Origin of the sequence: Veillonella atypica KON, assembly GCF_002959915.1 — a bacterium.
GTDB lineage: Bacteria > Bacillota > Negativicutes > Veillonellales > Veillonellaceae > Veillonella > Veillonella atypica.
Map to the genome: position 1 here is coordinate 48,016 of NZ_PPDE01000001.1, position 14,209 is coordinate 62,224.

The window sequence follows — 14,209 nt, forward strand, 5'->3', positions numbered from 1 at the left end:
GGATAAGATGACTAAGAAAATTGCAATCATTGGTACTGGTGGTACCATTGCGGGACAAGGTGCTTCGGATACTGATTTGACGGGATATACAGCAGGTGTATTGCCCTTAGAAGAAATTATATCCTCTGTACCTGGCGTTAGAGATTATGGACCTTTTGTGTGCAATCAATTTTGTAATATTGAAAGTTCAGATATAACGCTATTTCAATGGGTCCGTTTATCAAAATTAGTACAAAAATGTGTAGATAATGATGATATTGCGGGTGTTGTTATTACACATGGCACGGATAGTATGGAGGAAACTGCGTACTTTTTGCATCTTACTGTCCATACTGATAAGCCTATCGTTATAACTGGTTCGATGCGTCCAGCAGGAGCTATCAGTGCCGATGGCCCTATTAATTTGTTGCAAGCTATACAAGTGGCTCGAACACCAGAATCATATAATAAGGGCGTACTGGTAGTTATGAATGGCTATATTGATGGTGCTCGTGATGTAACGAAAATGAATACAACTAACGTGGCAACCTTTGGTAGTCCTAATGCAGGTCATCTTGGTATTGTACAAGATGGTATAGCCCAATACTATATGTGTCCGTTGCGTAAGCATACGATGGAATCTGAGTTTGGCTTGCCAGAGGACGATGACTTACCACGTGTTGAAATCTTAACCTGTTATGCAGGTATCGAAGAAATTATGGGGCTTGCCATAGTGGCAACGAACCCATCGGGTTTGATCTTAGCTGGCTTAGGCCATGGTACGATACCAGAACCTATCCGCAAGGTAACATCCAATTTACCAATACCTGTTGTACGCGCATCCAGAACGGGGAGTGGTATAGTATCTAAGGTTCCCCAAGATGTGGAGGCAGGCTATTTTGTATGTGATAGCTTGTCACCTCAAAAGGCTCGTATCTTGTTGATGTTGGCCTTACAAAAGGAACGTACCTGCAAGGATTTGGAACGAATCTTTAAAGAATACTAACCCTTACAAGCGATTGTATGCGGATGAGACAGATATAAAAAGACCCTTTGTGATTATTCACAAAGGGCCTTTTGCTTGTATAAATCATTCGGTACCGATGGCATTTTCTAATGCTCGTTGTACACCTAGGTATACAGCTTTGGCTAAGGTGTCGCCGAATAGGGAATAGGATCCTGCATCAGTTAATACATCGCCATTTGTATTGATAGTTAAGATGATGCCATCTGTAGCAGTTCCAGTAGCGGAGGTATTCGTTTCTTTTGCTAAACTGTGAACTATATGTGTATTGTATTTGGGGAGGTCCTTGGTACTTTCTACCTTCCAATCTTGTAATGCTGCTGTTTTAGCCTCAGTAATCGTCATGATGGCTTTCACCATCGCACTATCTGTTAAGGCCTTGTTGGTGAATACGAGGATATTAATTGTGCCAGGAGTGTGGAATTCACCATCTTTTTCTTCATAACAATAACCTGTACCTGCACGATGGGCCGTTTTCTTATAACCACCAGTGACAATGGTTTCAACGATGGTATCACTTTCTTGTACCATTGTGTACGCATGAAGGGATGGAGTAGCAGAGGTTAACAGTGCAGTGCTGAAATGTACAGGCACATCGATATGTTCAAATTCTTGAGCTAAATAGTTTGCTACAGAGCCACCTGGTAGATCTTTTTCTGTTTCAATATGGTAGGTTAATTGTTGATTACGTACACCTAATGTATGGTGAAAGCCTCCATTTAGTTGACCGCTGCTTAAGGAATAGTGAATGTCGTCAAAGAGTACGGTTACAGAGTTGAATTCTTTAGTGACATGACCGCCCGTTATTAATTCATCTGGCGCTGTATATGGATTATTAGACATATAGGACTCCCTAGTTTATCATTGTTAGATATAGAATATAAAGCTATAATAAAAGATAATATTTTATTATCTTCATATAAGTTGTTTATAATACATAATATTTACATGTGAAATTATATCATATGTTTACCATAGATTTGAGTAAGTCACCTTAAGCATTGTGGGGGTATACATGTACGAATTCTTAGCAACCGCATCAGAGCTGTTATTTAAAGATGCCAATGTATTGTTAAAATTAAGAGAATGGTTTTTTAGCCAAGCCGGCAATATTTTGCTTGCTCTTATTATATTTTTGGTAGGCCGCTATATTATTCGGTGGATTAAAACTCTTGCTGTTCGTGTTATGACACGGGCCAACTATGATACTGCCGCAATGGGCTTTGTATCTCAAATTATTAATTATGTATTGCTTGTAGGTTTATTATTAATCTGTCTTAATCAAATTGGTGTTCCTACTACATCCTTTGTGGCTGCCTTTGGTGCCTTTGGTTTAGGTATCGGCTTGGCATTACAAAATAATATGTCAAACTTGGCATCTGGATTATTGATTTTAATATTTAAACCATTTCGCGCTGGACACTATATTGAGGTTGGGGACATTACAGGTAGCGTTACATCCATACAGTTTATGAATACCATTATCACTACAAAGGATCAGAAACGGGTGTACATACCAAATTCGATTCTTACATCTCAATCAGTAACGAATTATTCCTATATGACTGAACGAATGATTCCGTTTGTTTTTGATATTGGCTATAACAATGATCATCATGAAGCGATTAGAATTTTAAAGGACGTTTTTGCCAAGGATAAACGTATTCTAAATGCTAAATATATGGAGATTGGTATTTCTGAATTTGGTGATAACTCTGTGCGTATTTCTGCGTTTGCAGAAGTTAGAACTAGTCAGTTTCTTGAGGTTCGATATAGTATTATGTCCGATGTAAAAGATGCTTTTGATAAGCATGGTATAGATATTCCATATCCACAACGTGTTGTATATATACAACACGCAGATACTTCTACAGATGAAAGTAAAGAAACTAAGAAAAAAGTAACTACCACGAATCAAGAAATCTGATAAATCATGAATTTACAAGTTAATAATATGTAGAAAGAGATTGATATGAGAGATTTAATAATGCATAGGCACTTAGTATGGCAACGTTTTATATTGGCGTTAGCTTTCATAGGTGCCATGCTCTTAGGTACTGTTGCTCATGGTGCTGCACCTACGCCACCATCTACCATTGGTGAAGCCGTGGTACTCATTGATGCAGATAATAAGGAGATTTTATTCGCTAAGAATCCCGATAAATGGATGCATCCGGCAAGTACTACGAAAATGGTAACCTTATTAACAGCACTTGAGTTAAAAGGAACACAATTAGATGAGTTAGCAACGATTAGTCCTTATGCAACTAGCATGGAAGAATCAAATCTCGGTGTACATGTGGGTGACCAAATTACATTGGAAGGTGTTCTTGAAGGTATGATGGTAGCATCTGGTAATGATGCGGCCGTAGTGGTGGCAGAGAACGTAAGTGGGTCTGTAGAAAATTTTGCGAAGGATATGAATCGCATAGCTGCTAAGACGGGGGCTAAAAACAGTGTATTCCTCAACCCTCATGGATTGACCCAAATGGGTCATCATTCGACGGCACGAGATTTGGCTTTGATTGCAGCTTATGGGATGAAATATCAAATGTTCCGCGATAAGGTGGCCAATGATTACTATAAGGTGCCTTATCAAAACCGTGCACCTGAAACGATTCGCACTACAAACCATTTTATCCGTAATAAATATCCTGGTGCTAATGGCTTAAAGACCGGATTTACAAATGCGGCTGGTGAATGTTTAATCGCATCGGCTACGCGAAATGGGCACACTATGATTGTGGTGATGCTCAATGATGACAACCGTTGGAATGAGGCTGTTCAGTTCCTAGACTATGGCTTTAAATTACGCGGTGTCATTTAATATCATAACTATTTAGTTATACATACTATAAAAGGTCCTACCTTCTGGTGGGACCTTCATTGTAAGGGGGATATGTATGAGTTCATTTTTTGCTTTTTTAAAACGGATGCGCTTTATTAACCGTTGGAGCTTGATGCGCAATACGGAAACAGAAAATATTCAAGAACACAGCCTTGAGGTAGCCATGGTAGCCCATAATTTGGCGGCTCTTAAAAATGAATATTTCGGTGGAAATTTAGATATTAACAAGGTGGCCGTCATTGCCATGTACCATGAGGTGAGTGAAATCTTTACAGGGGATATGCCGACGCCTATTAAATACTTTGATCCTAAGCTTCGTTCTTTGTATGGCGAGGTGGAAACCTTAGCGCAAGAAAAAATGTTAAGCACATTGCCGAAAAGATTGCAATCCGTTTATAAACCGTATATTGTAGATGCTGAAACATTGCCTGAATGGTCGATTGTGAAAGCTGCCGATACCTTGTCCGCCTATATGAAATGCGTTAATGAATTACATGCGGGCAATGATGAATTCAAGGAGGCGCACGATACGATTTTGGCCAAGTTGAAAGCTCTAAATATGCCAGAGGTGGACATGTTCATCGAAGAATATGTACCGGCCTTGAGTGAGTCCTTGGATAAACTTAATTACTATAAAATATAGTAGGTAGTATTAAGGTTTTGTAATATATTCCTGATTGCGTATCAATATCTTTTTACCGCGCCATGAGAAAGCTCGATGGCCATGTTTTGCCTTAAACTCCTTATTGGTCATAGACTCTAATTCATCAATATCCACATAAGGTTCGATAGATTGAAATTCAATAATGGGTGTTGTAGGTAAGTCCTTATTATGGGGGCATACTTCTTGGCATACATCACAACCGAATAACAAGGGTGATTTCCTGATGATGGCTTGTTCGTCATCGGTGAGATCGCCTTTTTTTTGCGTTAAATAGCTTTTACAGGTGGCGTAATTAAATGCATTGCCATCTAGACATTGACCTAAGCAGGATGTAATACACCGATTACAGCCCATACACGTATCGGTCATAGGCGTATTGGACTCGAATTCTAATGTGGTGAGCACAGTACCGATGACGATATAAGAACCCCAAGTTGGATTGATAAAGCATTTATTTTTTCCATAGAACCCAAGGCCTGCTAAATACGCCATATATCGATCAGCCAAGGGACTCGTATCGCAATGGATAGAGAATGATGCATCTGGGGCAGTCGTTTTAAGTTCATCTACGAGGCGTTGTAAATAGTCTGTCACCACTAGATGGTAATCAGTGGCCCACGTGTAACGGGATAGATTCGTAGGACCTTCATGTGGCATATGATAGGGAAATAGACAGACGATGGCGCTGTGTGGCATAAAGTCTGTTGTGCCTATCAGTCGTTCGTCTATGTCGGCTGCTGTGAATGGACAGGGATTGGATTCCTGCAAAATTTCACGGGCCTCTATAGGGAGTGGCCATGACGTGGTGCCCACTACGGGTATATGTAATTGTTTGCAAACTTCTTGTAATTTTATATTGTTTGTCATAGATTTACGATGTAATAGTTGTTACAATTATATATATAAGCAAAAATAAAAGGTTTTATGGCAACATTGCTAATAGGAAATGGCTTAAGATAATGATTGTTTTTAGTATACCATTGTGAGGATAGATTATGTTAGCCTTTTTGAAAGTATTACAACCGAAGACGGTGGAAGAGGCCTATGAAATGGCCGTAAAAAATAAGACGGCACCGATGCTTGCTGGTGGGTGTTGGCTGCGCTTAGGTCGCCGTACATGGCCTGCAGTAATCGATATGGCAGGACTAGATTTACGATATGTTCGTGAAGAAGATAACGAATTTGTTATTGGTGCCATGGCGACACAAGGTGATGTAGAACGGTTTGAACCGTTACAACAATTTTGTGGTGGCGCCGTAGTGCGTGGAATTAAGGAAATTTTAGGCGTTCAATTTAGAAATATGGCTACCATGGGTGGTTCCGTGGCTAGTAAATTTGGGTTCTCTGATATTATTCCCGCCTTGTTAGCTGTTCATGCAGATATCGTAACCTATAAAGGTGGTCGTATGTCCATGAAGGATTATATGAATTATCGGGAACGCGATATTTTAGTTGAAATTCGCATCCCTAAACGCGAAGTGCCTGTTGCGGTTGAGGCGTTGCGCATTTCTCGTGGTGACTTTCCGTATTTAACCGGTTCTATTCGCCGTGATGATACAGCCTATGAAGTTTATATCGGGACTCGTCCAGGTGCGCCACAATTGGCTGAGAAAGCTAGTGCCTTGCTTTCAGAAAAAGGATTAGATGCATTAGATGAGGCAGCACAGATTGCATCAGAGGAATTAGTGTATCAAAAAAATTCTCATGCATCCAAGGAATATCGTATTGAGATGGCTAAAGCCATGGTTCGTCGGTTAGTTAAGGAGGTGGCACAATAATGGAATTAGTATTGAATATTAATAATAAGAATGTAATCGTTAATGTGCCAACGGATGAAATGCTATTAACTACGCTGCGTAACTTAGGCTATTATAGCGTACGCTGTGGCTGTGATACGACAAACTGTGGTTTATGTACTGTTTGGGTCGACGATGAAATCACGCTATCCTGTGCATATCCTACATTTCGTGCGCCCGGTCATACGATTACGACCCTTGAAGGTCTTGAAGCAGAAGCCTCATTATTAGCAGATTGTCTTGCTTCTGAAGGGGCTGACCAATGTGGTTTCTGTACTACCGGTATGATGATGAGCGCTATCGCATTGAAGCGTAGAAATCCTAATGCTAGTGATGATGAAATCCGAGAATACTTGATTGGTAATCTCTGTCGTTGCACCGGCTATGAGTCGCAGCTCCGCGGTGTTCGTAAGTATCTACAAGGAGGTTTATAATGAAGCACATTGGTAAGTCTTATGATAAAGTCGATGCCAAGGGTATACTCAGTGGTAAACCTTCTTATACAGGGGATTTTGTGCCAAAAGATGCCCTCATTATTAAGGTATTGCGTAGTCCACATGCACAGGCGAAAATTAAATCTATTGACACATCTAAAGCTAAATTAATCCCTGGTGTAGAGGCTATTTTTACCTATGAAGATGTACCGAACACGCGGTTTACTTTAGCAGGTCAAACCTATCCAGAGCCATCTGCCTATGATGCGTTGATTCTCGATTCTGTAGTTCGCTATGTAGGTGATGAAGTGGCCCTCGTCGTGGCTAAAGATGAAGCTACTGCATTGAAGGCGATGCCTCTCATTAAGGTTGAATACGAGGTGCAAAAACCGGTGCTTGATTTATGCACGGCTATGGACCATGAAACAGTAGTTCATCCAGAAGATGATATTCTCAATCACATTCCAGTAGGACAAGACTATAAACGCAATATTTGTGTATCCTACCATAAGCGTGTTGGTGATATTGAAGGGGAACTCGCTAAATGCGATTATGTCGTAGAAGGCACATATTTCGACCAAGCTACGCGTCAATCTGCAATGGAACCATTCCAAAGTTTTGGCTATATTGATCATTTAGGACGTATTGTCATCGTTAGCTCTACGCAAATCGTGTTCCATGTGCGCCGTCATATTGCGCGAGCACTAGGAATTCCTGCATCTAAAATCCGCGTTATTAAACCTCGCATTGGCGGTGGTTTTGGATCGAAACAAACGGCTTGTACCGAATTGATGACAGCATTTGTAACATGGAAATTACAAAAGCCATGTTATTTGCTATATGATAGAACTGAAGCACAAACTTGTTCTACTACACGTCATGCTCGTGAATGGTATATTCGCGTAGGTGCTACAAAGGATGGTATTATCCAAGTTATTGACATGGACTCCATTACCGATGCAGGTGCTCATGCAACCCACTGCTTTACGACAACCACAGCGGGGGAACATAAATCCGTGCCATTGTATAACAAGGCAAAAGCAGTACACTATGGCACCGAAGGGGTTTACATGAACCATACGCCGGGCGGAGCCTTCCGTGGTTATGGCGCTACAGAAGCTTTGTGGCCGTTGGAGTGTGCTGTTAACCGATTAGCTGATGAAATGGGAATCGACCCAGCAGAACTTCGTCAAAAGAATCTAATTGCTGCCGGTGAACGCAGCTTAGTATATGATCCTGATGAAATTATGGATTCTGGACTATTCCAAGAAACCGTAAATAAGGTTAAGGAAATGGCTCGTTGGGATGAGCGTCCTCATAGTTGGGACATTGATGAGCGCTATCGCGGCGGTTTGGGGATGGCTCTTGCTTTACAAGGGTCCGGTGTTGCTAATATCGATGTAGCATCCGTAGAAATTCGTCTTGGCGATGATGGTAACTACACATTGTATACGGGCTCTTCCGATATGGGGATGGGGGCTAATACAATTCTTACACAAATGGCTTGTGAAGCCCTTGGTTGCCCTATGGAATCTATGACGGTTGTCGAATCTGATACGGATATCGTACCATTTGATCCGGGTTCATACGCATCGAGCACGACCTATGTAACGGGTACTGCGGCGAAAATGGCGGCTGAAGAACTGAGAGAAAAGATAATCCATAAATTAGCGCAATTTATGGATGTTAAACCAGAAGATATTGATTTTGATGGCTTAGTAGGTACGACTAAGGACGGTACAAAGAAAATGTCCGTTCAAGAATTAGCGCCTAAGCTATTAGTCGGAACTACATCCGAACAATTAACGGGGTTCGCAACATGGGGTAGTCACACCTCTCCACCACCATTCATGGCGTCTATTGCTGAAGTTAAGGTAGATAAACAAACGGGACAAATTATACCGTTACATATGTATAATTGTGTAGACTGTGGTACCGTTGTGAATCCTAAACTAGCGCGTGTACAGGTTGAAGGAGGCGCAGTACAAGCTATTGGTATGGCTTTGTATGAAGACGTTAGATACTCTAGTAATGGTCGTTTAGAAACTAATAATTTTATGACCTATAAAATTCCTACACGTCAAGATATTGGTGAATTACATACAGCCTTTGTTGAATCATATGAGGAAAGTGGTGCATATGGTGTTAAATCCATCGGTGAAATTGTTATTAATACAGCTTGTCCCGCAATACAACATGCTGTAAAAAATGCAGTTGGTGCGGATATTCGTACATTACCTATGACACCAGAGAAGGTATTTATGGGGATGGACGAGAAATATAAAGTATAACCATTTCTACATTCCTAAAGGGGGCCTCGTGCTATGACATCACAAACGCAGTACTGGAATCGTCTTATCCAACCTGGCATTGTCGCATTGGTTGGGGCTGGCGGCAAAACAACGGTCTTATCTAAGCTAGTCGAGTATGGTCGGTTGCAAGGACAACCTATCGTAGTGACGACTACAACACAGTTGTATGAATCACAAGTGGCTCAATATGAACCTATTTATACAAAGGATATCAACGATGTTGATGAATATTGTACAAAACGTATTCAACAAGGTTATTGTGGTGCCTGGTTTAATGGTATTACACGAACTAAGGTTGATGCTGTAGATTGTGAAAGCATAGATGGCCTTAGTGCGTTACATCCAAACTGGCAAATCGTTGTTGAAGCGGATGGAGCCAAAGAGAAATGGCTTAAGGCACCAAAACATACGGAACCTGTTATCCCAAGTCAAACAAAGACGACTATAGGGGTGGTGAACCTTCAAATGTTGGGCGCATCCCTTGATGAAGATCATGTACATAATTTAGAATTAGTGCAATCCATTGTACATCGCGAAGAAGGTGCCATTGTAACACCTCATATGCTTGCTCAAATCGTGCTTCATAAACAAGGGCTATTCCAATATAGTAAGGGCAAGAAAATCTTGTTCTGCACTGGTTATGACACGGTACAACATCGTATTATTGATGATTTCATAAGTCATGTGGTAGATAGTGATATCACGGCCATTGTGTTGGCTGATGGGTATAAGGCTAGTTGTGAAATTCGTCGCATTATTCAATGTCGCTAGGTAACAAAATGGAATATAAGACAGGTGAAAGCGCTCCCTTAGGGGGCGCCCTTTCACGAGAAACACCTCGTATTGGCATTGTTTTGTTAGCAGCAGGTCAGTCTCGACGAATGGGAACAAATAAGCAATTACTTCCGTGGCGCGGAAAGACGATTCTTGACGCGGTATGTCATGCATTACAAATTGGCTGGGAACAAACTAATCCTTCATGGAATTTAAAAACCTATCCAATGGTTGCCGTTACAGGTGGGGACCATGATATTGACCATATTGCTAGTAGGTATGGATTTTCCATTATTCATAATGAATGTTCTGATTTAGGTCAAGGTACATCCATCGCATTAGGCGTGAAATACTTGATGAATAAATTTGGCACACGCACTTTAGATGGTATTATTTGCTCGGTGTCTGATCAACCGTTACTGAATCCAATGGTTGTTGAACAACTCATTACTAGCTTTCAACAGCATAGGGATGAAACAAATAGAACAATCGTAGTACCTAAATATGGAATAACTCAACACCCTGGCAATCCAGTTTTGTTTGGTGCCCATTGGTTTGAGGACTTGCAACACATCGAGGGTGACCAAGGTGGACGAACGATCATTCGTGGTGTGGGGCATAATTTTGTAGAATATGTAAGTATTATTCCTGAATGGGGATTTGATATAGATACGCCAGAGGATTATAACGATTTGCAACATCGTGAAAGTGAGGGTGTATGAAGCCTTTAATACTTGTGCGTGGAGGCGGCGATATCGCTTCCGGTGCAATTTATAGATTGAGACGTGCAGGGTACCCTGTAGTAGTTAATGAAATTGCTATACCTACTATGATTCGTAGAGAGGTGAGTTATGGTAATGCTGTTCATTGCGGTGAAATGATTCTTGAACGGTTGGTTGCACGTCATGTGTGTATCGGTGAAATTCAGGATACGTTATCACAAGGTGTGATTCCTGTTGTAACATCGTCCTATGAAGAGTTATTAGATCAACTGCATCCGGATGTTGTTGTAGATGCCATTTTGGCTAAAAAGAATGTAGGAACTACTAGACTCGATGCGCCCTTTGTTATTGGTGTAGGTCCCGGATTTAGCGCTGGCCGCGATGTGAATGTAGTCATCGAAACTATGCGTGGCCATAATTTAGGACGCTGCATTTATGATGGTGAAGCGGAACCTAATACGGGTATTCCTGGCAATGTGGGTGGTTATACCCATGAACGGGTGATTCATTCGCCCAAGGCAGGGGTATTTACAGCTAAACGTCATATTGGTGACGAGGTGCAAGCTAACGAAGTGATTGGTTATGTTGATGAAGAACCGGTGCGGGCTAAGATTACCGGTACATTACGGGGCATTTTAAAAACGGGACTTATCGTATCTGACCATTTTAAATTGGCTGATGTGGATGCTCGTTGTGAGGAATCGCATTGTTATAGTATTTCTGACAAATCCCTCGCTGTTGGCGGCGGTGTCTTAGAGGCTGTTACTGCATGGGACTATGAAAGGAATAAAGATGGAAAGCATTTATGATATTATGAAAGACCGATTACAGGTGACGGAGCCAACATTTTTGGTGACCATCCTATCGGGGCCTCGTCAAGGGGATAGAACTATCTATAATCAGGATGGGGATATATTATATGGTGACGCTATAGAAGGCTTTACACTAAATAGAGTCAAGCCGAATACTTTATGTGTATTTGGTAGCACTGAATGTTTTGTTGAACCTGTTGAAAAGGATCCATCTGTACTTGTCCTTGGGGCAGGCCATGTAAGCCGTGCTATTACGGATTTATTATTATTTATCGGATGTCGTGCTACTGTTGTTGATGATCGACCTGAATATGTGGTGCCTGAATTCTTTGATGAGCGTGTAACAAGAAAATGTTTGCCTTTGGATGATTTTAGAGACAAGTTACCTCTTGATGAATATAATGGATTTATTATCGTTACGAGAGCCCATGAATTCGATAACACATGCCTTGAACAATTGAGAGATCAACTGCCTACTTATATGGGTGTTATGGGCAGTCAACAACGCATTCATTATGCATTAGAAAATTTGAAAGCCAAAGGTTGGACGCAAGAGGAACTCGATATGATCTATGCTCCTATTGGCCTAGATTTAGGTGCTCAAACACCAGAGGAAATTGCTTTATCTATCGTCAGTGAGTACCTTGCTGTTGTACGAGGTAAACAAGGTCAGTTTTTACGCAGAAAGAGAGTTGTAAGTCATGAATCGTGAGTTTGTAGAATATTTGAGTCATCGCACAGATGAAACACTAGCAGTGGCAACAATTCTTCATACGGCTGGTTCTACGCCTCGTAAAGCAGGTACCTCGATGGTTGTATTCCCTGATGGATCTATTTTTGGCACTATTGGCGGTGGCCGCGCAGAAAATGAAATACGCCTCAGTGCTATTGATTCCATGAAGAAGAAGGAGCAACATCGACGTATTGAAGTAAAATTAAATGATGATATAGCCGTAAAAGAAGGCATGGTCTGTGGCGGTTGCATGGATGTATGGATTAAAACGCAGAATGTATGACTTCGTTTTAAATTTACAGTGCTCATAAAATGCGATAAAATATAAGGTACAGCTAATGTAATGGCTGTACCTTATTATTTTGTATAAGGAGTTGCACATATGCATTTTGAAGCCCTCATACATACCTTTAGAATCCTTGATCTCATCGATATCTTGACGGTTGCTATCGGTATTTATTATATGTATAAACTCTTAAAGGATACACGCGCTGTAGCCTTGCTAAAAGGGTTATTATTTTTGGCTATTTTGAATGTTTTAAGCCATGTAATGAATCTGTATGTTATTAACTGGATTCTCCAACAAGGGATGACCGTTATCCTCTTTGCTTTACCTGTCGTGTTCCAACCGGAATTACGTCGAGCCCTAGAGCAACTTGGGCGTGGCCGTATTTTTAGTAAAGCACAGAATGTAAACGAAGAAGAAATGGACATGACTATCAATGAAGTGATGGCTGCTGCACGCGTTATGTCTCGTGAACATACAGGGGCCCTCATCGTATTTGAACGGGAGGTAGGCTTAAACGACTTTATTGATACAGGCATTATTGTTGATGCTGTACTTAGTCGGGAATTGATTAAAAATATTTTCGTTCCTAGTACACCTCTTCATGATGGGGCTATGATTATCCGTAATGGTCGCATTCAGGCTGCAGGTTGTCTATTGCCGCTTACCGAGGACCGTACATTGAGTACCGAACTTGGTACACGTCATCGCGCGGCTATCGGTCTGTCTGAACAAACAGATGCAGTTGTCGTTGTTGTCAGCGAAGAAACGGGTGTCATTTCTTATACCTATGGCGGACATATTTATCGTCATTTACCAGAAGATCAAATTAAAGAGGCCCTTCGTACATTTATGGAAAGACCTCGTCAAAATATTACGAGCATGTGGAAATGGGGTGGCAAGAAATGATGATTCATTTGAAACGCAACTGGCCTGCAAAAATACTTTCATTATTGGCAGCCATCGTCATGTGGTTTTTTATTATGCGCGACCAAAATCCTGTGATGGAGGTTTCCTATACGGTGCCTGTACAGGTGCAAAATTTGGCAGCTAATTACATCATAGAGGATGCACCTCAATATGTACGCGTTACGCTTAGTGGGCCTCGCGATACGATTATTAATTTGAAGTCTGAAAACCTTAAGGCTTATATAGATGCGTCAGGGGTTTCAACGGGTCAAAATAATGTAACCATCCACTTTAATCCACCATCGGGGATGAGCATAGTTGAAATCAAACCTGATACAGTAACGATTAATGTTGATGAATATGCATCAAAGAAATTACCTGTTGAAATTGTGCCAATCGGACAAATTCCGGATAATGTAGCATTAAAATCGGTTACAGTCATTCCGAAGGAAGTTACCGTATCCGGTCGTAAACAACAAGTAATGGCTGCCACACGAGTTGTCATGAAGGTTAATGTGGCTGGTCAAACTAAAAATTTTAGTGCTGTTGCTGATTTGGAAGCTTGGGATAATGCGGGCAATGTGCTCGATGTAAATATTAGCCCAACACAAGGCCAAGCACAGTATGAATTAAATTTACTTAGAAAAGATAAAGCCGTACCTATTTCGGCAATAACCGTAGGTCAAGTAGCGGATGGTTATGAAGTCAAAGGTATTACGATTAAGCCTGTACAAGTAACAATTACAGGCCGTGAAGAAATGGTGGATTCTGTTTCGGATCTTAAGACGGAATCTATTGATATAAGTAATGCTACGGCACCTATTGATGGTACCTATAATATAGTAATTCCTGATGGCCTTACTAGTAAAATGACTACGGTTCATGTAACAGTGGATATACAAAGAAAAGCATAGAT

General features: G+C 41.0%; 16 protein-coding genes. 14 read left to right on the plus strand and 2 right to left on the minus strand.

The features are described from left to right. The first annotated feature begins 7 nt into the window (after positions 1-7). Positions 8-985 (plus strand): asparaginase, encoded by a 978-nt coding sequence (locus VAHSUH02_RS00240; protein WP_005382081.1) that lies wholly within the window; start codon positions 8-10, stop codon positions 983-985. A gap of 84 nt (positions 986-1,069) precedes the next feature. On the opposite strand, the gene VAHSUH02_RS00245 is transcribed toward VAHSUH02_RS00240, so the two are convergent. Next, a complete protein-coding gene (locus VAHSUH02_RS00245) occupies positions 1,070-1,846 on the minus strand; it encodes an adenosylcobinamide amidohydrolase (protein WP_005382082.1) in 777 nt (258 codons plus the stop codon). A 172-nt stretch (positions 1,847-2,018) separates the two neighbouring features. Here VAHSUH02_RS00245 and VAHSUH02_RS00250 point away from each other — a divergent pair, with 172 nt between their 5' ends. The 3 genes from VAHSUH02_RS00250 (at position 2,019) to yfbR (ending at position 4,494) form a co-directional block, all read left to right on the plus strand. Continuing rightward, positions 2,019-2,930: a mechanosensitive ion channel family protein gene (locus VAHSUH02_RS00250; protein ID WP_005382083.1), complete on the plus strand. Its 912-nt coding sequence runs from the start codon at positions 2,019-2,021 to the stop codon at positions 2,928-2,930. 45 nt (positions 2,931-2,975) lie between these two features. Then, positions 2,976-3,830, plus strand: coding sequence for a D-alanyl-D-alanine carboxypeptidase family protein (locus tag VAHSUH02_RS00255; RefSeq protein WP_005382089.1), 855 nt, complete (start codon positions 2,976-2,978; stop codon positions 3,828-3,830). Positions 3,831-3,906: 76 nt separating this feature from the next. Continuing rightward, the gene (gene yfbR, locus VAHSUH02_RS00260) at positions 3,907-4,494 is read left to right on the plus strand and encodes a 5'-deoxynucleotidase (protein WP_005375498.1); all 588 of its coding nucleotides are present in this window, start codon (positions 3,907-3,909) and stop codon (positions 4,492-4,494) included. A gap of 9 nt (positions 4,495-4,503) precedes the next feature. Here the strand turns inward: yfbR and VAHSUH02_RS00265 are convergent, their stop codons facing one another. Further along, positions 4,504-5,382, minus strand: coding sequence for an epoxyqueuosine reductase (locus VAHSUH02_RS00265; RefSeq protein WP_005382099.1), 879 nt, complete (start codon positions 5,380-5,382; stop codon positions 4,504-4,506). Between the two features lie 128 nt (positions 5,383-5,510). On the opposite strand from VAHSUH02_RS00265, the gene VAHSUH02_RS00270 reads away from it, so the two are divergent. The 10 genes from VAHSUH02_RS00270 to VAHSUH02_RS00315 all read left to right on the plus strand — a co-directional run bounded on the left by VAHSUH02_RS00270 (position 5,511) and on the right by VAHSUH02_RS00315 (position 14,207). Continuing rightward, on the plus strand, positions 5,511-6,293 hold the full coding sequence (locus tag VAHSUH02_RS00270) for an FAD binding domain-containing protein (RefSeq protein WP_005382101.1): 783 nt from the start codon (positions 5,511-5,513) through the stop codon (positions 6,291-6,293). Continuing rightward, positions 6,293-6,745 (plus strand): (2Fe-2S)-binding protein, encoded by a 453-nt coding sequence (locus VAHSUH02_RS00275; RefSeq protein ID WP_005375431.1) that lies wholly within the window; start codon positions 6,293-6,295, stop codon positions 6,743-6,745. The genes VAHSUH02_RS00270 and VAHSUH02_RS00275 overlap by 1 nt, the downstream gene beginning before the upstream one ends. Continuing rightward, positions 6,745-9,036, plus strand: coding sequence for a xanthine dehydrogenase family protein molybdopterin-binding subunit (locus tag VAHSUH02_RS00280; RefSeq protein WP_005382103.1), 2,292 nt, complete (start codon positions 6,745-6,747; stop codon positions 9,034-9,036). The genes VAHSUH02_RS00275 and VAHSUH02_RS00280 overlap by 1 nt, the downstream gene beginning before the upstream one ends. 33 nt (positions 9,037-9,069) lie before the next feature. Beyond that, positions 9,070-9,828, plus strand: coding sequence for a selenium cofactor biosynthesis protein YqeC (gene yqeC, locus VAHSUH02_RS00285; protein WP_005382104.1), 759 nt, complete (start codon positions 9,070-9,072; stop codon positions 9,826-9,828). Between the two features lie 8 nt (positions 9,829-9,836). Then, entirely contained in the window at positions 9,837-10,553 is a 717-nt protein-coding gene (locus tag VAHSUH02_RS00290; protein ID WP_038148449.1) for a nucleotidyltransferase family protein, read from the plus strand. Further along, positions 10,550-11,362, plus strand: coding sequence for a selenium-dependent molybdenum cofactor biosynthesis protein YqeB (gene yqeB, locus VAHSUH02_RS00295; protein WP_005375441.1), 813 nt, complete (start codon positions 10,550-10,552; stop codon positions 11,360-11,362). The genes VAHSUH02_RS00290 and yqeB overlap by 4 nt, the downstream gene beginning before the upstream one ends. Next, positions 11,346-12,077 carry an XdhC family protein gene (locus tag VAHSUH02_RS00300; protein ID WP_038148410.1) on the plus strand — a complete coding sequence of 244 codons (732 nt, stop codon included), beginning with the start codon at positions 11,346-11,348 and terminating at the stop codon, positions 12,075-12,077. Before yqeB ends, VAHSUH02_RS00300 begins: the two co-directional genes overlap by 17 nt. Next, on the plus strand, positions 12,067-12,381 hold the full coding sequence (locus tag VAHSUH02_RS00305; RefSeq protein ID WP_005382110.1) for an XdhC family protein: 315 nt from the start codon (positions 12,067-12,069) through the stop codon (positions 12,379-12,381). Before VAHSUH02_RS00300 ends, VAHSUH02_RS00305 begins: the two co-directional genes overlap by 11 nt. A gap of 99 nt (positions 12,382-12,480) precedes the next feature. Beyond that, positions 12,481-13,293: a diadenylate cyclase CdaA gene (cdaA, locus tag VAHSUH02_RS00310; protein WP_005382111.1), complete on the plus strand. Its 813-nt coding sequence runs from the start codon at positions 12,481-12,483 to the stop codon at positions 13,291-13,293. Continuing rightward, complete coding sequence (locus VAHSUH02_RS00315; RefSeq protein WP_038148412.1) at positions 13,290-14,207, plus strand: CdaR family protein; 918 nt, start codon at positions 13,290-13,292, stop codon at positions 14,205-14,207. Before cdaA ends, VAHSUH02_RS00315 begins: the two co-directional genes overlap by 4 nt. The last annotated feature ends 2 nt before the right edge of the window (positions 14,208-14,209 follow it).